Genomic DNA, 23699 nt, shown 5'->3' on the forward strand with positions numbered 1-23699 from the left:
TTGCACCGTCGTCCTTTTTTGTTACCATATTAGATGAGAGGAAAGTGAGGGGAAATCGTGAATAGATCAATTGGAGTATTAGATTCTGGGGTTGGTGGATTGACGGTCGCGCGTGAATTGATGCGTCAGCTGCCCCATGAACAAATCATATATGTCGGAGATACGTTACGGTGTCCGTACGGTCCCCGGCCGGAAGAAGAAATTCGTCAATTTACATGGGAGATGATTGATTTTCTAGTCGCTCAAGGTGTGAAATTGATTGTCATCGCCTGTAATACGGCGACAGCAGTTGTCCTAAAAGAAGCCCGGCAAAAACTGTCGATTCCCGTCATCGGTGTCATCGATCCTGGAGCACGGGCGGCAGTCAAGGTTACACGCTCGAAACGGATCGGCGTCATTGGTACGAAAATGACGATTGAAAGCAATTCGTATGAGAAAGCCTTGCGTCACGTCGAAGGGCAGGTCGTCGTTGAGTCGCTTGCCTGTCCACCGTTTGTTCCGCTCGTTGAATCGTCTCAGACAAGTGGACCATATGTTGAACGTGTCGTCGCCAACACGTTAAAGCCGTTGCTTTCCTATGATATGGATACATTGATTTTAGGATGTACACATTATCCGTTACTGGCAGAAGTCATTGGACGAGTCATCGGACCAAACGTCCAGCTGATTTCTTCAGGAGACGAGACGGCGCTTGAAGTCAGTGCCTTGCTTGATTATAACGGCATCACGGCAGATCTTGATCGTATTCCGGAACATGTCTATCATGCGACCGGCGATACACGCTCTTTTGAACGAATCGCCAGTGACTGGTTACATCATCCGGTCCAAGCGAAACGGTTAGTGTTAGGAACGGAGGAAGAAAAATGCGTTTAGATCAACGGGCACAATCGGACATGCGGAAAATTCAGCTCGAGACCGATGTCAATAAGCATGCAGAAGGATCGGTACTGATATCGGTCGGAGATACACGTGTCTTATGCACCGCGACGGTGGAAGAAAAAGTGCCGCCGTTTTTACGGGGGAAACGTCACGGATGGATCAATGCCGAATATGCGATGTTGCCGCGGGCGACAGCACAACGGATAGGACGGGAAGCCGTCCGGGGAAAGCAGACGGGACGAACGATGGAAATTCAACGATTGATCAGCCGGGCTTTACGGTCCGTCGTCAATCTCGAAAAATTGGGTGAACGGACGGTTTGGATTGATTGTGATGTGCTGCAAGCAGATGGTGGAACGCGTACAGCGGCTATTACAGGCGGTTTCCTGGCACTTGTCTTGGCAGTCGACGGATTGATTCAAAGCGGTAAGCTGACGGATACCCCCATCAAAGAAGGAATTGCAGCAGTATCAGTCGGGAAAGTCGGTTCGGAGTTATTGCTTGATCTTTGTTATGAAGAAGACGCGGCAGCCGATGTCGATTTAAATCTTGTCATGACCTCATCCGGAAAAATCGTCGAACTGCAAGCGACAGGGGAAGAAGCAACCTTTTCTCGTAAAGAGATGCTCGATATGCTTGAACTTGGGGAAAAGGGTATTGAAGAACTCCTTCACGCGGCGGAACAATCGTTAGGGGCTTCGTGGTGGTATGTCGGAGAAGAGGTGGAGCACAAATGAAAATCATCGTAGCGACAAGAAATGCTGGTAAAGTCGGTGAGTTTCAAGCGATGCTTGGACGACTCGGATACGACGTCGAATCGTTACTCGATTATGAGACGGCACCGGAAACGGAAGAAACCGGATCAACCTTTGAAGAAAATGCGGAACTGAAATCGAAAGAAGCAGCAGCTTATTTTGGCCACGCCGTATTGTCGGACGACTCCGGACTTGAAGTCGATGCACTGGACGGCGCACCGGGCGTCTACTCTGCCCGGTTTGCGGGAGAGGACAAATCAGATGCTGCCAATAACGCATTGTTGCTGGAAAAATTAGCGGACACACCGGCCGATCGACGGACAGCCCGTTTTGTCTGTGCCTTGTCACTGGCAAAACCGTCCGGTGAAACACTGACCGTCCGGGGAACAATGGAAGGTCAAATCGGATTTGAGCAGAAGGGGACAAACGGTTTCGGTTACGATCCGTTATTCCTGATTCCATCGTTGAATCAGACAGCGGCTGAACTCACGAAAAGTGAAAAAGCAGCCATCAGTCATCGTGGGCAGGCTTTGAAAAAACTTGAAGCGGCATTAACTACTTTTTTGGGAGAGTGATTTTAGATGAAAGCGTTAATCGTAAGTGACAGCCATGGTCTCGATCAGGAACTATTGACGATATTCAACCGCCACCAAGAAGCAGATTTCGCCTTTCATTGCGGGGACTCCCAACTGACAGGAACTACTGAATCGTTATATCCCTATCGTGTTGTCAAAGGGAACTGTGATTACGGGAATGACTTCCCGGATGAAGTCATCGAGGAATTTGGATCGTTTCGTGTCTTATGTGTCCATGGACACCGGCAAGACGTCAAGTACAGCCTCGACCAGCTGGTGCATCATGCCGATCAAAAAGCGGCAGCAATCGTTCTGTACGGTCATTCGCATGTTGCAAAAGCCGAGCAACGGGACGGGAAACTGTTCATCAATCCGGGCTCGATCCGGATGCCGCGCCATCGCCCGGAAAAGACGTATGCGTTGTTGACGGTTGAAAATGATCAATTCACAGTCGATTTTTATGATCTGACAGGTGAAAAAATCAATGCTTTGTACCTCGACGGTACACTTTAAAAAGAGTTTTACCAAATGTGATTGACACGAAAGAATTGTTTTAGTATAGTTTATTCGTGTTGACACGTCTCAATAGCTCAGCTGGATAGAGCAACGCCCTTCTAAGGCGTCGGTCGGGGGTTCGAATCCCTCTTGGGACACTATAATTAAAATAGAGACTTCCCTTATGAGGGAGGTCTCTTTTTTTTATCCGTTTTTTCGAGTATACTTAAGGTATCATGAACTTGAAAGGGATGATGAAAATGTTAAAGAAAATGAGTGGAATCCTCGTACTGACCGTGGCTTTAGCCGGATGCAGCGAGGTTACAGATACAGTCGATCAGGCGAAACAGCAAGTGACGGACGTAAAAAACAGCGTTGATTATGCAGGTCAGTTGCAAGATATTGCCCAGGACACGTCCAAGGTGACATCTGAATTGTCGACGAAACTCGATCAAGCAGCGACTGAAGCGCGGGATGCCGCAAATCCGGAACAGGCTCTTGATCAGCAAATTGAAAAACTCCAGACTGACGGAACAGTTCAACAGTTGAACGAAGAATTAAACAAAATTGACGAACGGCTTGCTAATTTAGACACTCCGCCGGCGGAACTGAAGAACTTAAGTGAAAAATTGGAGCAGTACGTGAATCAATCGGAAGATATCACACGGTTGCTGGAAACCGATGTTTCCCTGGACACATTGAATAAAATGGGAATCGAACAGGCAGGACAGTTACAGGAAGCGATTACGAACTGGACGTCTTTACTGGATCCGTTCACGAAGTAAGGAAGTAAGACAGATATGAAAAAGGTGGGATGACCGTGAAGCAGTCGCAATCACGTTGGATGGAACAACCGTTGTCAGATGAGCGGAAGCGGCTCGCAAGATTGAGTCAGGACGAATTGGCAACTGAGCTGGAACGACTGAAAAGTTTAGAAACAGAAGAGGATATTCTTTATGTGCTCTATACAATTCAGGAAGCTTTTTTGACAAACGATCAAGAGGTGGAAGCCTATCTGCAAGTGGTGAACCCTTTCCTTGAAGTGGACGGTGTCGAGCAACTGATCGCACTCTTCATGTACGAGAAGGGAGAGAGGTATTCCTTTGATCTGGCCCTGCGGACAGCCTCTCCCTATCTTCCTTACGGTCTCGCCTTGAAATTAGACGAAATGACCCAGTCGCTTTCACGTAAGAAAGGTAACATCGGGCAGACGGATGATTCCTCATATGTGAAGGTACGGGAACAATCCCATTTACGGCTAGTACCAGGGGACCGGGTCGATTGTTACCGGCTCGGGACGATGGACGAACAGTTTCGTTTGATCGGGCAATTCGATTTACAGGCAGATCCTTCGTTCGTCCGTTATCTCATCGAGGATTATTTCACGGGAGAAGATGTTAACGAACAGAGTGCTCTTGTCATCCAGACATTGCTTCCGCAACTTCCGGCGGATCGTGCACTTTTCCCCGTCCGGATCCGGATTCCATCGATTGGGCTGGATCATGAATTTGAAAGTCCGGAGCAACTCGAGAGACATGTGACGAGACAGGCGCTTGAGCTTCAGTCTTTCAGTAACGAAACCTTCAGGCTGAAGCGCATGGATCCATTTAAGGCGCTGTTGTTCATGAACTGGTATCAAATCGTCTTTCCGACCGAAGTGCTGGAACAGGGAGACAGATGGCAGGAATGGGTGGATGCGGTCGAAGAATTGGCGGAATCCGACTTTACATCGGAAACTCCGCCACCTGACTTGAGCGGACAAGCGCAAAGGATTTATCAGGCTGTCCATTTCCTGTTACCGGAAGGAAAACAGTACGAGCAGGCCTTGCTTCTTTAATTCAAGGGAATGGCTCGTTCAACAGTGGTAATCCTCGGAACGATTGTGCTATAATGTGACTTGTTGTACACACACGTACGCTAATTGACATTTTTGGAGGGACTCAGCATGACTGCAAAATGGGAAAAACAATCAGGTAGCCTCGGCGTTCTCACGTATGAAGCGCCTGCTGAAGCATTTGATAAAGCGGTAGACCAAGCGTTCAAAAAAGTCGTTAAGACATTGAACACACCAGGTTTCCGTAAAGGAAAAATGCCACGCGCAATGTTTAACAAAATGTACGGCGAAGAAGCACTTTACCAAGATGCACTTGATATCTTATATCAAGACACAATCGAAGGTGCTGTCGTCGAATCAGGAATCGAGCCAATCGCGCTTGACAACATCGACGTCGAAACACTCGAAAAAGGAAAACCAGTTGAGTTCAAAATCACATTCGTGATTGAGCCGGACGCAACACTCGGTGAGTACAAAGGTCTTGAGTACACAGCAGTCGAAACAGACGTTACAGACGAAGATGTCGATGCTGAACTCAAAACAATGCAAGAGCGCGGTGCAGAGCTCGTCGTTAAAGAAGACGGCGCGATCGAAAATGGCGATACAGTCGTATTCGACTTCGCAGGTTTCGATGGTGAAAACCAATTCGACGGTGGTACTGCAGAAAACTACTCACTCGTCATCGGATCTGGAAACTTCATTCCAGGATTTGAAGAGCAGATGGTTGGTCTTAAATCAGGCGAGCAAAAAGATATCGACGTCACATTCCCAGAAGAGTACCATGAAGCATCACTCGCTGGAAAACCAGTCGTGTTCAAAGTAACAATCCACGAAATCAAAGCACAAGAACTTCCTGAATTGACAGATGAGTTCGCTAAAGAAATGGACGAAGAAGTTTCTTCTCTTGATGAGTTGAAAACAAAAATCCGTACACGTCTTGAAAACACACGCAAACAAGAAGCTGATGCTTCAATGCGTGATGAGTTGGTTGAAGCTGCGACTAAAAACGCAACAGTTGATCTTCCAGAAGTTATGGTTGAAAACGAAGTTGAACGTATGGTCCAAGAATTCACACAACGCATTCAGTCACAAGGAATTGACCTTAACATGTACTTCCAGTTAACTGGAACGACTGAAGAGGCAATGCGTACTGAAATGAAAGAACAAGCAGAAGAGCGCGTTAAAGCTCGTCTCGTTCTTAAACAAATCGTTGCAGACGAAAAAATCGAAGTTACTGAAGAAGAAGCGCAAGCTGAACTTCAATCGATGTCTGAACTCTACAACATTCCTGCAGATCAGCTTGAAACGATGCTTGCACCACAAGGCGGACTTGATACACTTAAAGGTGATCTTCAGTTCCGTAAAGCGATCGACGTTCTCGTTGACAACGCAAAAGCAAAATAAGCAAACAACCGAACAGGATCGACTTCAAGACCAATTTCTGGTCTTGGAGTCGATTTTTTTGTACGATAGGTCAAACAAGGACAAACAAAAATATATTTTTCAAATCAAACTGTAAAACGCTCATCCAAGATTTGAAAGAGTTTCCTTGTTCATGCTACAATCATAAATAGTAAAACGTGAGAATAGATGCGAAACGGATCTATACAAATTCCACGTTAAAGGGGTGGACCTTTATGTTTAAATTTAACGAAGAAAAAGGTCAGCTAAAATGTTCTTTCTGCGGAAAGACACAAGAGCAAGTGCGCAAACTTGTTGCTGGACCTGGCGTTTACATTTGCGATGAATGTATCGAACTCTGTAATGAGATCGTCGAAGAAGAGCTTGGTACAGAAGAAGAAGTCGAACTGAAAAACGTACCGAAACCGCATGAAATCCGTGCGACTTTAAATGACTACGTCATCGGACAGGAAAAAGCGAAAAAATCGTTATCTGTCGCGATGTACAATCATTATAAACGGATCAATGCCGGTGGACGTGCCGACGACGTGGAATTGTCTAAATCAAACATCGTCATGATTGGACCGACTGGTAGTGGTAAAACACTCCTCGCACAAACGATGGCCCGTATTCTGAATGTTCCGTTCGCAATCGCGGATGCAACAAGTCTGACGGAAGCCGGATATGTCGGGGAAGATGTTGAAAACATTCTCCTAAAACTCATTCAAGCTGCTGACTATGATGTCGAAAAAGCAGAAAAAGGTATCATCTACATCGATGAAATCGATAAAATCGCCCGTAAATCTGAGAACCCGTCGATTACACGTGACGTTTCAGGTGAAGGGGTGCAACAAGCACTTCTGAAAATCTTAGAAGGTACTGTTGCAAGCGTTCCGCCACAAGGCGGCCGGAAACATCCGCATCAAGAATTCATTCAGATCGATACGACGAACATCTTGTTCATCGTCGGTGGTGCCTTTGACGGGATCGACCAATCGATCAAACGTCGTCTTGGGAAAAAGGTCATCGGATTCGGAAATGATTCCGAGAACCGCAACCTGACGCAAAAAGAAATTCTTGCGGCTGCTTTACCGGAAGATTTACAGAAGTTCGGATTGATTCCGGAATTCATCGGACGTTTACCAGTCATGGCGACACTTGAGCCGCTTGACGAAGAAGCGCTCGTCCAAATCTTAACAAAACCGAAAAATGCACTCGTCAAACAATACAAAAAAATGCTTCAACTGGACGATGTCGAACTCGACTTCACAGAAGATGCACTCGTTGAGATTGCGAAACTTGCGATCGAACGGAAAACAGGAGCACGTGGTCTTCGTTCAATCATTGAAGAAACGATGCTCGATATCATGTTTGAAATTCCATCACGTGAAGATATTGCAAAAGTCATCATCACAGCAGAAACGTTGACTGGAAAACGCGGTCCAACGCTCGAGTTGAAGGATGGCACAATTGAACATGGTAAAGAAAAAGAAACGGCGTAACACCGTGACAAATCGGCTCGGAGGCTACTTGTACGCCTTTCCGAGTCTTTTTGTTTAGGAGGAGATTTTTGATGAAGACAAAACAATATCCATTATTGCCATTACGTGGTGTCGTCGCCTACCCTTTAATCGGTCTGACGATTGATGTCGGGCGTCCCGTCTCGCTCAAAGCACTGCTGGCGTCGAAAGAGCATGAAATTGATTTGGTTGTCGTCACGCAACGTGATCCGGAAGTAGAACCATCCGTGGATGGCCTGCATACAATCGGGACGCTCGTCCAGATTGCGAAAATGAGTGAACTGGGCAACGATACGGTTCGTGTCCGGGTCATTGGTAAAGAACGTGTCCGGATTGATCAGGTGACGGAAACAGATGAAGGTTATCAAGCGAGTATCGAACCGATTGAAAAAGCAGACATCAAGGGAGCGAAGCAGGAAGCGCTCGTCCGTCTGATCAAGGAACAGTTCGGACAACTGGTGTCACGCATCAAAGGAATCGGAACGGACGAACGACGTCGTTTTGAGACATACGAACGACTCGATTCGTTGACGGATTACATCGCGTCGAAATTGCCGATCGACATCGCGAAGAAACAGGAATTCCTTGAAGAAAATGATCCGGTTGAACGCGGAGTCATGCTGCTTGATGTCATGAAACATGAATATGAAGTCGTCGAACTCGAACGCGAAATGCGGGAACGGACGAAAAAGACGATTGAACAGTCGCAACGTGAATACTATCTTCGTGAACAACTGAAGACGATTCAACAGGAACTTGGCGGAGAAGCAGTCTCGGCAGAAAGTGACGCCGTGAAGTATAAAGAAAAACTGGCACTGCTTGATTTGTCAGAAACGGCAGTCATCAATATCGAAAAAGAAATCAATCGTCTTTCCGTCGTGCCGGCAACGAGTCCGGAACACGGTGTAATCCGGAACTATCTCGAATGGTTCTTTTCCCTTCCATGGAACGAAGCGACGGACGACTTCTTGAACGTCGAAGCCGCATCGGAACAGTTGGATGAAGATCATTACGGTCTCGAGAAAGTAAAGGAACGGATTCTTGAGTACTTAGCGGTCAGACAACTGACGGACTCGTTACGCGGTCCGATTTTATGCCTGGCAGGCCCTCCGGGAGTCGGGAAAACGTCACTCGCCCGGTCAATTGCGACGGCGCTTGAACGCAAATTCGTTCGTGTTTCGCTCGGTGGCGTGCGTGACGAAGCAGAAATCCGAGGACACCGCCGGACTTATATCGGAGCGATGCCCGGCCGGATCATTCGCGGATTGAAACAGGCCGGAACAAACAACCCGGTATTCCTGCTCGATGAAATCGACAAGATGGCAAACGATTTCCGGGGCGATCCGTCTTCCGCGATGCTTGAAGTACTTGATCCGGAACAAAACAACAGTTTTTCCGACCACTACATCGAAGAGCCGTTTGATTTATCAAATGTCTTATTCATTGCGACGGCAAATGATGTTTCCAATATTCCGGGACCACTGCTTGACCGGATGGAACTGATTCAAATCGGCGGCTATACAGAACAGGAAAAAACAGAGATTGCCATCCGGCATTTATTGTCAAAACAATTAAAAGAGCACGGCCTGAAAAAAAGTCAGCTGACGGTTAAACCGGATGCCTTACAAGAGGTCGTACGGCGCTATACACGAGAAGCTGGTGTGCGGAGTCTCGAGCGTGTCATCGGTGCGTTATGCCGAAAAGCGGCGAAACAAATCGCTATGGGTGAAAAGAAACGGGTTACGGTCACAAAACGTAATTTACCGGACTTCTTAGGTAAACCGATTTACCGTTATGGTCAAAGTGAACTTGAAGATACGATTGGCGCGGTGACTGGTTTAGCGTATACTGCATTTGGGGGCGATACACTGACGATTGAAGTGAGTCTCGCTCCAGGTAAAGGAAAACTGCAGTTAACGGGGAAATTAGGAGACGTCATGCAGGAATCCGCTCAAACGGCACACAGCTTCGTTCGGGCGAATGCAGAAGCGTTTAAGATCGATCCGAATTTCTATGAGACACAAGATATCCACATTCACGTTCCGGAAGGCGCCGTGCCAAAAGACGGTCCTTCGGCGGGGATTACAATCGCGACAGCATTGATTTCCGCGTTGACGAAACGTCCGGTACGGCGAGATGTCGGTATGACCGGAGAAATTACGTTACGGGGACGGGTCTTGCCGATCGGCGGTCTGAAAGAGAAGTCATTGGCAGCCCATCGTGCGGGTTTGACGACGATTTTGATGCCGCAAGACAATACACGTGATATCGATGACATTCCGGAAACGGTTCGGGATGGCATTCGCTTCATACCGGTCGCGACAATGGATCAAGTGCTCGAACATGCATTAAAAGGAGAGTAACATGAAAATTTATAAAGCAGATTTTATTACGAGTGGTGTCAATCCGGAACATTATCCGGAACCGCTCCTTCCTGAGGTGGCACTCGCCGGACGTTCGAACGTCGGAAAGTCGTCGTTCATCAACAAACTTGTTCAGCGAAAAGCACTCGCCCGCACATCCTCAAAACCGGGTAAAACACAAACGTTAAACTTCTTTAACATCAATGATGAAGTCATGTTTGTTGATGTACCGGGTTATGGTTATGCGAAAGTTTCGAAAACCGAACGTGAGGCATGGGGCAAGATGATGGAAAAGTATTTCACGACACGTGAAATACTAAAGGGAGTCGTCCTGCTCGTCGATATCCGTCACGAACCTTCAGCGGATGATGTCATCATGTATGACTTCTTAAAATACTATGATTTATCGGTCATTGTCGTAGCGACGAAACTGGATAAAATCAAGCGTGGTCAACGCGATAAACAGATTGCGGCGATCAAACGGAAATTACAGTTTGACGGGCAGGACACATTCATTCCGTTTTCTTCAGAAACAGGTGAAGGTGTCGACGCAGCATGGGAAGCCATCTATCGTCATTTATGATTCAGATAAAAAGAAGCAACCGCCGACAGGCAGTTGCTTCTTTTTATATCCAAAATATCCCTTTCAGAAATAAACGCTTCCCATATATGCGATAGATTGTTTTCACGTTACAATAGAAAAAACAAAAGTGACGGAAAGGGACGTGTAAAGATGAAACGATATAAATGGATTGCTGCGATCGTTGTTCTTCTGATGCTGACACCGCTATTGGTTTGGTTCATCCAAAAGGAACGGACGCTCAATGTCATCCTGTTTGATTACACCGTAGGGAAACAACAGCGGGAACATGCAGGAACGACGTGGCTGTTAAATCATTTGAAGATTAGAAAAGAGGAAGGGAAAGAATATACATACACCGATTACATCAACCGTTATGACGGGACGCAAGGTGAAGCGATGTTGAAACAAGCTTCCAAAGCTGATGTCTTGCTGTTTACGGATACGTACGGAAAATCCTATACGATTGACGGGAAGCAACAACACCGTGGCGGATTGACGGCTGAGGATGTGGCGCTTGCGACAGATGCTGTCTCAAAAGGGAAGCCTGTCGTCGCAGAGTTCAATACGGCAGCCAGTCCGACACCATCCGATCGTTCGAATGCGTTCCGGCAATTGTTCGGAACGGCATGGACGGGCTGGATCGGACGTTTTTTTCCGGACTTGACGAAATTACAGGGTCTCGATCAAACCGTCATCGATAAATTAAAGCTTCAGGCTAAGGATAAAGCGTTTAAATTATCCGGACCCGGATATGTTTTCATCAATGACTCGACGGAAGAAGTCTTTTTCGTCAATGATGAGACGCCTCTTTTGTACAAATGGGATAAAAATCAAGGATCCGCAAAGGATGAAGTCCGGTACAACTATTGGTTTGAAATATTGGAACTCGACGGGGGCGAACAACAGGCCCATTTTTCCTGGAAACCTTCCAAGAAAACACAAGCCATGTTACGTGAGCGGCAACTTCCTCTCGAATTTCCCGCCTATGTTACACAAGGAAGCGGACATTACTTTGCGGGCGATTTTACCGATGTCGCTGATATTCCACGCTACTATCGTTATGCCGGACTCGAATGGTTCCGCAAACAATTTATTCTCGACAGCGCAGACAGCGAGACGGCATTCTTTTGGAAGGTCTATGCACCGACCATCAGCCGGATCTTAAAGGAAACGAAAGTCGTCAAACAGCAGGCGGCGCAAGTTCAACCGCTGGCCCAAACAAAAATCAACAATCAAACGGTCCGGACACGGGCACGTTCTGGTCAAGATACGCTTGAGATGTATCAAGACGGAAAATGGAAACCGTACTTCGTTAAAGGGGTGAATGTTGGACTCGGCCGTCCCGGTGCTTTTCCGGGAGAACACGCCATCAGCCGTAATGAATACGACCGCTGGTTGAAGCAGATGGGTGAGATGGGTGTCAATACGATCCGGATTTATACACTTCATCCTCCCGCTTTTTATGATGCGTTAAAAGCGTACAATGAAACGGCAAAAACACCGATTTACTTAATGCAGGGTATGTGGGTTGAAGAAAAACCGTTTGAAGAATTAAAAAATGCCTTCGAACCGGAGTTTTTAAAGATGACGGATACGGAAGCCAAACGGATGGTCGATGTGATTCACGGGAATGCTGTCGTCAAAGAAGTTGTCGGTCATGCTTCCGGTACGTATACATCTGACGTTTCGCAGTACGTCTCGGCATTTGTGTTCGGGATCGAATGGTTACCGGACGCTGTCATCGGAACGAATAAAAAGAATAAGGGTCTCCGGTACGACGGCGAATATGTGACGACGACCAAAGACGCCTCGCCATTTGAATCATGGTTAGCCGGGCGGATGGACAGTGCGACACAACATGAGCTCGATACCTACAAAACGACCCGACCGATCGGAGCGACGAACTGGCCGACAACGGATCCGCTTGCGCATCCGAAGGAAGTGGAGGAAGAACAGGACTTGGTATCGATTGATTTTAATCATATCCAGGCCACAAAAGACTTTGCAGGCGGCGTCTTTGCCTCGTATCATATTTATCCCTACTATCCATCGTTCATTAAGGAAGAGTTTGGACGCAAAGGGGATACCGGATCAGAGTCGTACAGCCGTTATCTGAAGCGGATGAAAGACTATCATGATATGCCGTTACTCGTTTCCGAATTCGGCATTCCGAGTTCGCGTGGGAAAACCCACCTGGGGCCGAATGGATTTGATCAAGGGCATGTCAGTGAAGAAAATCAAGGAAAACTCGTAGCCAAGTTATATCAAGACATCGTCAAAACGAAGATGGCCGGTGGACTGGTCTTTATCTGGCAGGACGAATGGTTCAAACGGACGTGGAATACGATGGACTATGATGACGCCAACACACGTCCGCGCTGGTCGAATGTCCAAACGAGCGAGCAGCATTTCGGAATGCTCGGTTTCTTAAGAGCCGATATTACGATTGACGGAAAAATGGATGACTGGAAAGGCTACGCGCCAGTAGCGAAAAACGACGGTCAAGCCATTTACATGACATCGGATGAAGCCTATCTGTATGTCCGGATTGACCGGAAAAAAGTGGAACCGACGACGCTTGCCTTGTCGACGAAGCCGAACGATGGCAACTTACAAGTCGGACCGTTGAAACTGGAAGAAGGAGCCGAATATCGTTTAACGATTGCCGATCAAGCTCGGCTGGACGTCGATGAACGGTATGACATCTTCCGTTACCATTACGGATTGAAAAAACCGTTTGAGATGGTCAAACCACCATCCGATCAACAAAACAGCGGAAGCTTTAATCCGATTTACCAAATGCTCGACTATGCAAGACGGGACCCGGTCACTAAAAAAATCATCAAGCCGGCCGTGAAGTGGGACACCGGCATCTTACATGAAGGACCGCCGGAAAGTATTTTGACCGATATCTCTGACATCAAGCAAAAGCAGATCGAACTTCGGATTCCATGGATGTTATTAAATATGCGGGACCCAAGCAAACATGAAATCATCGGAGATTTTTGGAAAGATGGGCTTGAGGCGAAGATGATCACGGAAGGGATTGAAGTGACCGGCCAGATTGGAACAACGCGGATTCCGGAAAAAGACCGCGGTTTTTATAATTGGTCGGAATGGACGAATCCGCAACAGCGCGAGGCGCTAAAGCCGGTGTATCAAACGATGCAACAGGCGTTTAAAGAAGGAGTGAGATAAATGCGTCGGGAAGAGATGTGGAAATTAATCAATGCAACAATCGAACCGATTGATACAGAAACAAGCTCATCACATATCTTGTCCGAACAGGATGTGAACGAATCAACATCGGGAGTCATTTTTGTTCATACAATTGGTGTCATGCCGGAAACGGTCAATGACTTGATTGAAGAAGGGCGTTGTGCAAGAACGGATTTGTCTTATGCGGATGTTATTCTCGCCAGTCGACCGGTAGAGGAGGAACGGATTCCTGTCGTTTACCTGAATCCGGATATGAACGATGCCTCGTTCTATTTACTGGAGAATGCCCGGGAAATCGTACCAGCTGATCTGGCCAAGGATGTCTTGTTGGATCGAATTGTCCGGTATAAACGTGTTCAGCGTGTCGTCGATGCGGTAATCGTCACAGACGATCCGCATCTCAGACGATTGCTGGAACGCGAATTGACGAAAAGCTTTGAAACCCTCTCCCTGTATGAACGGGCAGAAGTATTTTTAGAGCAGCATGTGGCGACACGCCCGTATCTGTTGGTCTTTTCATCCGCACTCCCGCGAGCTGACGGACTGGAGTTATTATTACGTGCGAAGCAGGAAACCATCGTTCCGTTTCATGCCATCATGATTTCGATGTACAACCGGGAAAGAGATCATGTACTCGCGATTGAGCGCGGAGTCGACGGTATCATGACTTTACCGCTTAAAGTCGAAGAGTTTCGGGCCTGGGTCAGCAGACTAGAGGGGGTCCGCGGATGAAGTGGATTTTAGGTTTCATCTTCCTTCTGGTCGTCCTGCAAATCGGAGCACTCGTTTACCTGGTCATTCAAAAAAACAAACGCGCGAAACAGGAAGAAAATCGTTTAACGTGGCAGTTGAATTTCCGGGATGAATTGTATGATTTTGCGACAGGAGAACAACCCGCTATGCCGAAAATCGTATCCGGAAACGAAGATCTGGTTGAGCTTGAGCTGTTTGCCTTTACGAATCTGACAGCGACGGTTTCCCATCAGGAGCGTATCTACCAATACGTCGAGGCGAAGCTGTTGCCATACTATCATAAACAGATCCGGCACCGTCGGATTGACCGCCGTTTAAATGCCTACGAAGCGATTGCGCAGTTCCACTTAAAGCCGGTTGCGACTGAATTGCATCAAAAACTGCATAAATCCTTATCGCAGGAAGAAGAAGACGTCATCATCCGGACGTTGGTCTCGATTGCTCCGGAACTGGCGATTGAAGAAGCAAAACAAAAAAGCCACATCAGTTTCTTTGGAGCTGTTCTCGCAGTCGGACGCAGCAAAGACTTAACATTGTGGATCCAGGCATTTGAGAATTTGACAGAACCCTTTCAGATGGCGATTCTCCAGCTGATTTATGATCGTGATGAAACGCAGTATACAGAGCTGGTCCGAACGAAGACGACAGATGCCAATCCGGAAATCCGGAAGCGGGCACTCCGCGCGTTGACGCGTGTCGGGCTCGAAGAAGACTGGCAACTTTATACGCCTTATCTCGAGGATGAGACAAGTTGGGTCGAGCAGATGTTAGCATTGCGCTTTTTAGAAAACGTGACACCAAAGGATTCTGTCGACTACATCCTGCCGTTCGTCGGCAGCCGTTCCTGGTGGGTGCGGACCGCAGCCTTTGATGCCCTGCTTGCCTGTGGTGGTCTCGAACAGCTGGCGCTCGTCGCAAAAGATCATCCTGACCGTTATGCCAAACAAAAAGCGACGGAACGGTTAGCAAAGGAGATGAAACAACATGTTGTCATCTGAAACGATTCAAAATATCATTAACGTTTTATCCTGGACTGTCCTGATTTATATGATTCTCGTCATCATTTTTTATTCAACGCTGTATCTAATTTCAGCGCAAATGGTCCGAAAACAACGGTTCCGACGAAAGGAAAGCTCTTATCTTCCGTTAATGCGTTCCCTTTATACGCGACCGGTCAGTATTCTTGTTCCGGCTTACAATGAAGAGTATACGATCGTCACCAGTGTCCAGGCGTTGCTTGCGCTCGACTATCCGGAACATGAAGTTATCGTCATCAATGATGGATCGAGTGACGGGACGATGGATGAACTGTTTAAGACGTACGAGTTGGAAAAGGAATTGCGATTTCCCCGGATTCTGATCGGATCACAACCCGTCAAACAGGTGTACCGTTCCCGAATCGATGCTCGTTTGATTGTCATTGATAAAGAGAACGGCGGAAAGGCGGATGCCTTGAATGCCGGCATCGACTACTCCAGTTATCCGTATTTCTGTTCGCTGGATGCCGACTCGATTCTTGAACGGGATGCTCTCCTGAAAGTCATGAAACCGATTGTTGAGTCCGATGAAGACGTCATTGCGACATGCGGATCGATTTTCCTCGTCAACGGTTGTACGATCGAAGGCGGCGAAATTGTTGAGATTCGGACCCCGAAACAACGGATTGTATTGATGCAGATGATTGAGTACTTCCGTGCCTTTTTGTTCGGACGCCTCGGACTCAGCCGTTTTAATATGTTACTGATTGTGTCCGGTGCTTTCGGATTATTCCAAAAAGCAATCGTCGTTCAGGCGGGCGGATACAAAGAGGGGCTTGTCGGCGAGGACATGGAGTTAGTCGTTCGGCTGCATCGTTACATGAAAGAAAATAAGATTGATAAACGGATTGAGTACGTCCCTTCACCGGTCTGCTGGACACAGGCACCGGATACGATGGAAGTCTTACGCTCGCAACGGAGCCGTTGGCATCGGGGACTGGCAGAAACGTTATGGACACATAAACGGATGATTGGGAATCCGCGTTACGGTTTCGTCGGAAGCGTCTCGATGCTGTACTTCTTTTTAATCGAATTACTAGGACCGATTGTCGAGTTGATCGGGTACTTCATCATTCCGCTTAACCTGTTGGTTGGAACACTTAATTTTGAGTTCGGTGTTGTCCTATTGACTGTTGCTTTACTGTACGGGTCTTTGTTATCCGCCGGAGCCGTTCTGCTTGAAGAGTGGACGATGCACCGATTCAAGAACGTCAAAGAGTTGATCCGTCTATACTTATGGTCATTGACAGAATCGTTTTGGTACCGTCCGATCCTGGTCTTCTTTAAGCTCGGTGGATTAATTCAGTTCATGACGGGACGCGGTCAATGGGGTAAGATGGAACGACAGCGACTGGACGATGTCGTAACAGACGAAGTGAAAGAAAAAACAAGTTGATTGTAAACTCGTAGGAGGACTGTTCGTGGATTTACTTCGAAACAAATGGTTTAAAGCCTTACTTTGGATTTTGACGATTTTCTTGGTTATCTGGGTCGGAACAAAAATCTCATTTTTATTCCAACCGATTAAAGTGATGTTAGCATTGATTTTCCCACCGCTGATTATCGCCGGTATCTTTTATTACTTCACCCTCGGAATTGTTGACACGCTTCAAAAACGCGTCAAGAAACGAGGACTCGCGGTTCTGATCGTCTTGCTCGGATTTCTTGGTATCATCACGATTGCCGTCGCTTCGATTGGTCCGATTTTGGTCGAGCAAGTGTCGGATTTTGTGACAAGCATTCCGAACCTGGTCGTCGAACTGCGGGACCAGACACTGAATCTCCGGGACCAGTTGATGAACAATCGTTTTATCTCCAACTGGGTGCATGAAAATACCGCCATGTTTGATTCCTGGACGAATGAAGCGACATCTTATATCGGCACGTTATTCAAGTCGGTCTCGACGTCTGTCGGAACGATCTTCGGGGTCATCTCTTCGACCGTCTTGATCATCGTGCTTGTACCGTTCATTTTGGTCTACATGTTACTCGACGGCTATAAGTTTCCGAACTCAGTCGTCAAACTGTTACCGAAAAGCTATGAAACGGAAACGCGGAAAATTCTTCACGATATGCATGTGACGGTTAAACACTACGTGAACGGTCAAGTCATCGTCTCGTTGTGCGTCGGTCTGATGTCGTTGATCGGATTTTTCATCTCGGATATTCAATATGCGTTGCTGCTGGCATTGTTCTGTACGGTTACGAACATCATTCCGTATCTTGGACCGTATATCGGGGCTGTTCCTGCCGTCATCGTCGGATTCATCGATGATCCGATCAAAGCACTCTACGCTATCATTACGATTGTCGTCGCCCAACAGATTGAATCAAATCTGATTTCGCCGTATGTTCAAGGAAAGACGCTGAAGGTCCATCCTTTGACGATCATCATCGTCTTGCTTGTTGCCGGAAAAATTGGTGGAATCATCGGTGTCATCTTAGCGGTCCCGACTTATGCCGTGACGAAAGTCGTCGTTCAAAACATTGCCCGGATTTATCGTCTGCGCCAACAAAAGTTGGATGTTCAGATTGATGAGTCACGGATCATTACCGATTCAACGAAATAAGAAAGACAAACCCTCTGCTGAATGATGAAAGCAGAGGGTTTGTACTTTGGCGCTGAGAGGGATATGGTAAGAAGATAAGTTTTCACAACTTCGACTCATTTTAGTTTATAAATTGATTGGAATCTTTTTTATAATGGTTATAATGTAGAGTAGAGAACGAAAGATAGATGAGAATGAAATCTTTGGACGTAAGGGGTAGAGCGCATGCATATCGTAGTTGTCGGGTTAAATAATAAGACGGCGCCTGTATCAATCCGCGAACAAGTCTCATTTGGGGAACATGAGATGAAGGGAGCGGTCGTTGCGCTACGTGACGAAAAAAGTATTTTCGAGAGCGTCATCGTTTCGACGTGCAACCGGACGGAATTATATGTTGTTACGGATCAACCGCATACAGGACGTTATTATACAAAACGTTTTCTGGCGAACTGGTTCGGTTTGACGATGGAAGAACTGGAGCCGTATTTGTTCATTCACGAGGGATTTGACGCGATGAAGCATCTTTTCCGGGTGACGAGCGGACTCGATTCGATGATTGTCGGCGAAACACAGATTCTCGGGCAAGTGAAGACAAGTTTCTTTACGGCACAAAAACTCGAGACGACCGGAACGGTTTTCAATAAATTGTTTAAAGAAGCAGTCACGCTTGCGAAACGCGCGCATGCGGAAACGGGAATCGGTGAAAATGCCGTGTCGGTCAGCGCAGCTGCTGTCACGTTAGCGGAACAGTTACTTGGATCGCTTGAAGATAAATCGATTGTCGTCATCGGTGCCGGAGAAACAGGAGAATTAACGACCCTGAACTTATATGAAGCAGGTGCCCGTGATATCACTGTTTTCAACCGGACGCTGGCAAAAGCGGAAGAAGTGGCGAATCGTTTCGAAGGATCCGCACATTCGATAAACGAAATGCAATGCGGTCTGCTTCGGGCTGACATCGTTATTTCTTCAACCGGAGCAAAACGAGCAATCATCAAACGTGAAGACATTGCCGCAGCCCAATTGTTCCGAAGTGACCGTCCGTTCCTGTTGATCGACATTGCGGTTCCCCGTGATATCGAGCCGACGGCGGGTGACTTGCCAGGTGTCCACCTGTATGATGTCGATGATTTAACGTCAATCGTTCAGCAAAACATGGCGGAACGATTGAAGGAAGCAGCAAAAATCGAACAGCGGATTGAAGCTGCGATTGCCGAGTTCGAAGGATGGATGACGACACTTGGTGTCGTTCCGATTATTACGGAACTCCGCGATCAGTCGCTTAAAATCCAGCAAGAGACGATGCAGAGTCTGGAACGGAAACTTCCGAACATGACGAATCGGGAAAAAACCGTAATCGGTAAACACATGAAATCGATCATCAACCAACTGTTGCGTGAACCGTTGTCGTACATCAAAGATGCGGCAGCAAAACCGGATGCCGAGCAACGGATTGCTCAGTTCATGGATACGTTTGCATTGGACGAAGAATTGTTTGACGGTGCGGCCGAAGAAATCGTATTACAAGAAGAAACAGCAGCAGAACGGAAAGCTGTGAATCGGTGAACATAGACCGAATTGTGTTACAATAGAAAAGCATGGGGCGGACTTGTGCCGCCCCTTTATTATTGTACAGGGGGATTTCAGCATGCGAAAAATCATAGTAGGTTCACGAAGTTCAAAACTTGCGATGACACAAACAAAGTGGGTCATCGAACAATTGAAACAGGCAGGTGCACCATACGAATTCGAAATCAAGAATATCATCACGAAGGGTGACCGCATCCTTGACGTGACACTATCTAAAGTCGGTGGTAAAGGATTGTTCGTTAAAGAAATCGAACAACAGATGATTGACGAAGATATTGATTTTGCAGTGCATAGCATGAAAGATCTCCCGTCTGAGTTGCCGACAGGACTCATCATTGGGGCGACACCTGCACGGGTCGATGCGCGTGATGCTTTGATTACGAAAACAGGCGGCGGACTGGACTCGCTTCCGGAAGGTGCAGTCGTTGGGACAAGCAGCTTACGCCGTGGCTCACAATTACTCAAATTACGCCCGGATCTAAAAATCGAATCAATCCGCGGAAACATCGATACACGTCTTGAAAAGCTGAAGACAGGTCCGTTTGACGGCATTTTGCTTGCGGCTGCCGGTCTGCAACGGATGGGTTGGTCGGATGAAACCGTGTCGGAATACATTTCAACGGATGACATGATTCCTGCAGTCGGTCAAGGAATCTTAGCGATTGAATGCCGGGCAGACGATCAGGAAGTCCGCGACTTGTTGAATTTGATTCATGACCAGATGACAGAGAAAGTAGCCTTCGCCGAACGTTCATTCTTAGCAGCAATCGAAGGAAGCTGTCATGTACCTGTCGGTGGATTTGCGACGATCAACGAAGATTTGTCGACGACACTCGTCGGATTCCTCGGTTCAGTAGACGGACAGCAAATCCTGCTTGAACGGGAAACGTCACTTGATCCGATGCAACTCGGTCAAACGGTTGCGACGCGTCTTCTTGATGCAGGGGGTCGTGAAATTCTCGCATCTTTACCGGATGACCTGTAAACGACTGGTTTTGACGGGAAGCCGTCGACCGACTGCGGAGCAGGTGGAGCGTTTGACAGCACAGCGGATTGAAGTCGTCCATCATCCGGTCATCGAAACGATTCCGGTCGATTTTCAATTGCCGACGGAACTCGATTGGCTGATTGTGACGAGTCCGACTGGTGTCGAACGCATCCAGTCAGAGCTTCCGTCCTTGCACTATACGAAGATTGCAGTCGTCGGATCAAAAACGGCGGCGGCGTTAATCAAGCAGGGACGAACACCTGATTTCATACCGTCCGCTTTTACAGGGGATGTACTGGTTGAAGAATTACGGCCGCTTCTCCGGACAGGACAACGCATCTGTTTTGCCCGCGGGAACCGGTCACGTCAAGAACCGCTCGAACGATTAAAGAATGCCGTTGCGGCTGAAGTGTTGGAAGTCATCACGTACGAAACAAAGTTACGGGTGATTCCACCTGATCTGTTGCAACAGGCTACGTATATTGGTTTACAAAGTCCTTCAGCTGTCGAAGCGATTGCTCCACTACGTCAAGAGACGACGGCGACTTACGTGACCATCGGACCGATTACAGAGCAAGCCGCTCGACGTTTCGGTTTGACACCACTTTTGGTCGCTGCCGTTTATACACTCGACGGACTGATTGACTGTATTTTAGAGGAGGAACTGTTATGAACACATTAGAATTCGCACGTCATCGCCGCTTGCGGAATACAGCATCATTGCGCTCACTCGTCCGGGAAAATCATCTCCACAAAACGGATTTGATTTATCCGTTGTTTGTCGCAGAAGGAGAAGACATCAAACGGGAAGTCAGCTCGATGCCCGGCGTATTCAACCTTTCACTCGACCATCTTGAAGCAGAAATCAAGGAAGTCGTTTCACTCGGTATTGAATCGGTCATCCTGTTTGGTGTTCCGCACGATCACTTAAAAGATGAACAAGGGACCGGCGCGTTTCACGATCACGGGATCGTTCAAGAAGCGACGCGACTCGTTAAAAAAATCGCACCGCAACTGACAGTCATCGCTGATACGTGTTTATGCGAATATACGTCAACCGGACACTGCGGCATCGTTGCTGACGGAACGGTTGATAACGATGCGTCACTTCCGTTGCACGTCCGAACAGCGGTGTCTCAAGCGCGTGCCGGTGCCGACATCATCGCGCCATCTTCCATGATGGACGGATTCGTCGCGGCGATCCGCCAAGGACTCGATGAGAATGGATTCAGCCACATCCCGGTCATGAGCTACGGCGTCAAGTATGCTTCCGCTTATTACGGACCGTTCCGTGATGCGGCAAACTCGGCACCTGGTGAAGGGGACCGCAAAGGGTATCAAATGGATCCGGCCAACCGTCGGGAAGCATTCCGTGAAGCGACGGCAGATGTCGAGCAGGGTGCCGACTTCATGATCGTCAAACCGGCTCTCGCCTTTATGGATATCATTCGCGATGTCCGGGAACGGGTAGACTTACCAATCGTCGCCTATAACGTATCGGGTGAATATGCGATGGTCAAGGCTGCTGCCTTAAACGGTTGGATTGACGAAGAACGTATTGTCATGGAAACGATGCTCGGCTTTAAACGGGCCGGAGCCGATTTAATCATCACCTATTTCGCGAAAGACATTTGCCGTTACTTGGAGGGGTCGAAATGAGCTTAACGAATCAAAACTCAAAATCAAAAGCCGCGTTTGAACGGGCCTTACCGCTCATGCCGGGCGGCGTCAACAGCCCGGTTCGCGCGTATAAATCAGTCGGTATGACACCGATTTTTGCAGAACGTGCGCAAGGATCACGTCTGTACGATATCGATGGAAAAGAATACATCGACTATGTTTTATCATGGGGACCGATGATTCTTGGTCATGCTGATCCGATCGTGACGGCTGCCATTCAAGAGCAGGCGACACGTGGATGGAGTTACGGCACACCAACTGAAATCGAGTCGGCGATGGCGGAAGTCGTCATCAGCCGTGTCCCATCGGTTGAAGTCGTCCGGATGGTCAACTCGGGAACAGAAGCAACGATGGCGGCGCTTCGTCTCGCACGCGGCTATACAGGAAAAACAAAAATTCTGAAATTCGAAGGCTGTTATCACGGTCACGGCGATTCACTGTTGATTAAAGCCGGATCAGGTGTTGCAACACTTGGACTTCCGGATTCACCGGGTGTACCGGCACAAATTGCGAGTATGACATTGACAGTGCCGTACAATGACATGGATGCGGTCCGGATTGCATTTGAAAAACACGGCGACGATATCGCCGGTGTCATCGTCGAACCGGCAGCGGGCAACATGGGCTTCGTGCCACCGCAACCGGGCTTCCTCGAAGGACTGCGCGAAATTACGGAACAGCATGGCACACTCTTGATCTTTGATGAAGTCATGACCGGTTTCCGCGTCGGCTTCAATTGTGCCCAAGGACATTTCGGTGTCACACCGGATATCACGTGTCTCGGTAAGGTCATCGGTGGCGGTATGCCGGTCGGTGCCTACGGCGGACGTCGCGACATCATGGAACAAATCGCGCCGCAAGGTCCGATTTATCAAGCCGGTACATTATCAGGTAACCCGCTTGCGATGGCGGCAGGCCTTGCGACATTAACGCAACTGAAACCGGAACACTACGAAGAGTTTGACCGGAAAGCCAACCGTTTGTCGGAAGGATATCTCGCAGCAGCTGCGAAATACAACATTCCATTGACGACGAACCGCGCCGGTGCGATGTTCGGTGTCTTCTTCACGGATCAGCCGGTGACGAATTTCGAAGAGGCGAAATCATCGAACCTCGACATGTTCCGCTCGTATTATCAAAAAATGGCGGCACGCGGTATCTTCTTACCGCCGTCACAATTTGAAGGACTCTTCTTATCGACCGTTCATACGGACGACGACATCGAGCAGACGATTGCAGCAGTCGAGCTGACATTCAAGGAATTACAACTCGAATTTAATCGTTAAGCAGTTCTTGACGAGCCGTAGAGGTCTCGGATAAAATAAGGAAAGAATAATTTGGAAAACAGCGATGACGGGAAGAGTAGTCAACAACCGGACTGTATGAGAGAACACATCCACTGGCTGAGAGATGTGACAGGACGTGCTGACGAAGGTCACCCCACGAGCTGGTTCTGTAAGCGACAGCAAGCAGAATCC

The 23699-nt window shown here is 47.8% G+C and carries 20 protein-coding genes, 1 tRNA gene and 1 other annotated feature (1 of these 22 running past the window's edge); all 21 genes read left to right on the forward strand.

What is annotated here, in order from left to right; genetic code table 11:
* Positions 1 to 57: 57 nt before the first annotated feature.
* The 21 genes from racE to hemL all read left to right on the forward strand — a co-directional run bounded on the left by racE (position 58) and on the right by hemL (position 23507).
* Positions 58 to 873, forward strand: coding sequence for a glutamate racemase (gene racE, locus N7U64_RS00835; protein ID WP_214763419.1), 816 nt, complete (start codon positions 58 to 60; stop codon positions 871 to 873).
* Positions 864 to 1616 carry a ribonuclease PH gene (gene rph / locus N7U64_RS00840; protein ID WP_318927929.1) on the forward strand — a complete coding sequence of 251 codons (753 nt, stop codon included), beginning with the start codon at positions 864 to 866 and terminating at the stop codon, positions 1614 to 1616. The genes racE and rph overlap by 10 nt, the downstream gene beginning before the upstream one ends.
* The gene (locus N7U64_RS00845; protein WP_318927930.1) at positions 1613 to 2209 is read left to right on the forward strand and encodes an XTP/dITP diphosphatase; all 597 of its coding nucleotides are present in this window, start codon (positions 1613 to 1615) and stop codon (positions 2207 to 2209) included. The genes rph and N7U64_RS00845 overlap by 4 nt, the downstream gene beginning before the upstream one ends.
* A 6-nt stretch (positions 2210 to 2215) precedes the next feature.
* Positions 2216 to 2722, forward strand: coding sequence for a metallophosphoesterase (locus N7U64_RS00850; RefSeq protein WP_318927932.1), 507 nt, complete (start codon positions 2216 to 2218; stop codon positions 2720 to 2722).
* Between the two features lie 66 nt (positions 2723 to 2788).
* A tRNA-Arg gene (locus tag N7U64_RS00855) sits at positions 2789 to 2862 on the forward strand.
* Positions 2863 to 2964: 102 nt separating this feature from the next.
* Positions 2965 to 3489, forward strand: coding sequence for a hypothetical protein (locus N7U64_RS00860; RefSeq protein WP_318927934.1), 525 nt, complete (start codon positions 2965 to 2967; stop codon positions 3487 to 3489).
* A gap of 29 nt (positions 3490 to 3518) precedes the next feature.
* Positions 3519 to 4541 carry a hypothetical protein gene (locus N7U64_RS00865; protein ID WP_318927936.1) on the forward strand — a complete coding sequence of 341 codons (1023 nt, stop codon included), beginning with the start codon at positions 3519 to 3521 and terminating at the stop codon, positions 4539 to 4541.
* Positions 4542 to 4649: 108 nt separating this feature from the next.
* Positions 4650 to 5942, forward strand: a complete 1293-nt coding sequence (tig, locus tag N7U64_RS00870) for a trigger factor (protein ID WP_012371016.1) — start codon at positions 4650 to 4652, stop codon at positions 5940 to 5942.
* Positions 5943 to 6175: 233 nt separating this feature from the next.
* Positions 6176 to 7441, forward strand: coding sequence for an ATP-dependent protease ATP-binding subunit ClpX (gene clpX / locus N7U64_RS00875; protein ID WP_012371015.1), 1266 nt, complete (start codon positions 6176 to 6178; stop codon positions 7439 to 7441).
* 71 nt (positions 7442 to 7512) lie between these two features.
* Positions 7513 to 9822, forward strand: coding sequence for an endopeptidase La (lon, locus tag N7U64_RS00880; protein WP_318927939.1), 2310 nt, complete (start codon positions 7513 to 7515; stop codon positions 9820 to 9822).
* Between the two features lies 1 nt (position 9823).
* The gene (gene yihA, locus N7U64_RS00885; RefSeq protein WP_012371013.1) at positions 9824 to 10405 is read left to right on the forward strand and encodes a ribosome biogenesis GTP-binding protein YihA/YsxC; all 582 of its coding nucleotides are present in this window, start codon (positions 9824 to 9826) and stop codon (positions 10403 to 10405) included.
* A 150-nt stretch (positions 10406 to 10555) separates the two neighbouring features.
* The gene (locus N7U64_RS00890) at positions 10556 to 13603 is read left to right on the forward strand and encodes a hypothetical protein (protein WP_318927940.1); all 3048 of its coding nucleotides are present in this window, start codon (positions 10556 to 10558) and stop codon (positions 13601 to 13603) included.
* A complete protein-coding gene (locus tag N7U64_RS00895; RefSeq protein ID WP_214763437.1) occupies positions 13604 to 14356 on the forward strand; it encodes a response regulator in 753 nt (250 codons plus the stop codon).
* On the forward strand, positions 14353 to 15375 hold the full coding sequence (locus N7U64_RS00900; protein WP_318927941.1) for a hypothetical protein: 1023 nt from the start codon (positions 14353 to 14355) through the stop codon (positions 15373 to 15375). The genes N7U64_RS00895 and N7U64_RS00900 overlap by 4 nt, the downstream gene beginning before the upstream one ends.
* Positions 15362 to 16810 carry a glycosyltransferase family 2 protein gene (locus tag N7U64_RS00905; RefSeq protein WP_290827265.1) on the forward strand — a complete coding sequence of 483 codons (1449 nt, stop codon included), beginning with the start codon at positions 15362 to 15364 and terminating at the stop codon, positions 16808 to 16810. The genes N7U64_RS00900 and N7U64_RS00905 overlap by 14 nt, the downstream gene beginning before the upstream one ends.
* Positions 16811 to 16835: 25 nt before the next feature.
* Positions 16836 to 17984: an AI-2E family transporter gene (locus N7U64_RS00910; protein ID WP_318927944.1), complete on the forward strand. Its 1149-nt coding sequence runs from the start codon at positions 16836 to 16838 to the stop codon at positions 17982 to 17984.
* Between the two features lie 204 nt (positions 17985 to 18188).
* On the forward strand, positions 18189 to 19529 hold the full coding sequence (gene hemA / locus N7U64_RS00915) for a glutamyl-tRNA reductase (protein ID WP_214763456.1): 1341 nt from the start codon (positions 18189 to 18191) through the stop codon (positions 19527 to 19529).
* A gap of 82 nt (positions 19530 to 19611) precedes the next feature.
* Positions 19612 to 20538 (forward strand): hydroxymethylbilane synthase, encoded by a 927-nt coding sequence (gene hemC / locus N7U64_RS00920; protein WP_318927946.1) that lies wholly within the window; start codon positions 19612 to 19614, stop codon positions 20536 to 20538.
* Positions 20504 to 21214: a uroporphyrinogen-III synthase gene (locus N7U64_RS00925; RefSeq protein ID WP_318927948.1), complete on the forward strand. Its 711-nt coding sequence runs from the start codon at positions 20504 to 20506 to the stop codon at positions 21212 to 21214. The genes hemC and N7U64_RS00925 overlap by 35 nt, the downstream gene beginning before the upstream one ends.
* Positions 21211 to 22200, forward strand: a complete 990-nt coding sequence (gene hemB, locus N7U64_RS00930; protein WP_318927950.1) for a porphobilinogen synthase — start codon at positions 21211 to 21213, stop codon at positions 22198 to 22200. Before N7U64_RS00925 ends, hemB begins: the two co-directional genes overlap by 4 nt.
* The gene (gene hemL / locus N7U64_RS00935) at positions 22197 to 23507 is read left to right on the forward strand and encodes a glutamate-1-semialdehyde 2,1-aminomutase (RefSeq protein WP_214763461.1); all 1311 of its coding nucleotides are present in this window, start codon (positions 22197 to 22199) and stop codon (positions 23505 to 23507) included. Before hemB ends, hemL begins: the two co-directional genes overlap by 4 nt.
* A 55-nt stretch (positions 23508 to 23562) precedes the next feature.
* Positions 23563 to 23699, forward strand: a binding site (T-box leader) (it continues 93 nt past the right edge of the window).

The organism is Exiguobacterium sp. K1, assembly GCF_033721435.1.
Classification (GTDB): Bacteria; Bacillota; Bacilli; order Exiguobacteriales; family Exiguobacteriaceae; genus Exiguobacterium_A; species Exiguobacterium_A artemiae.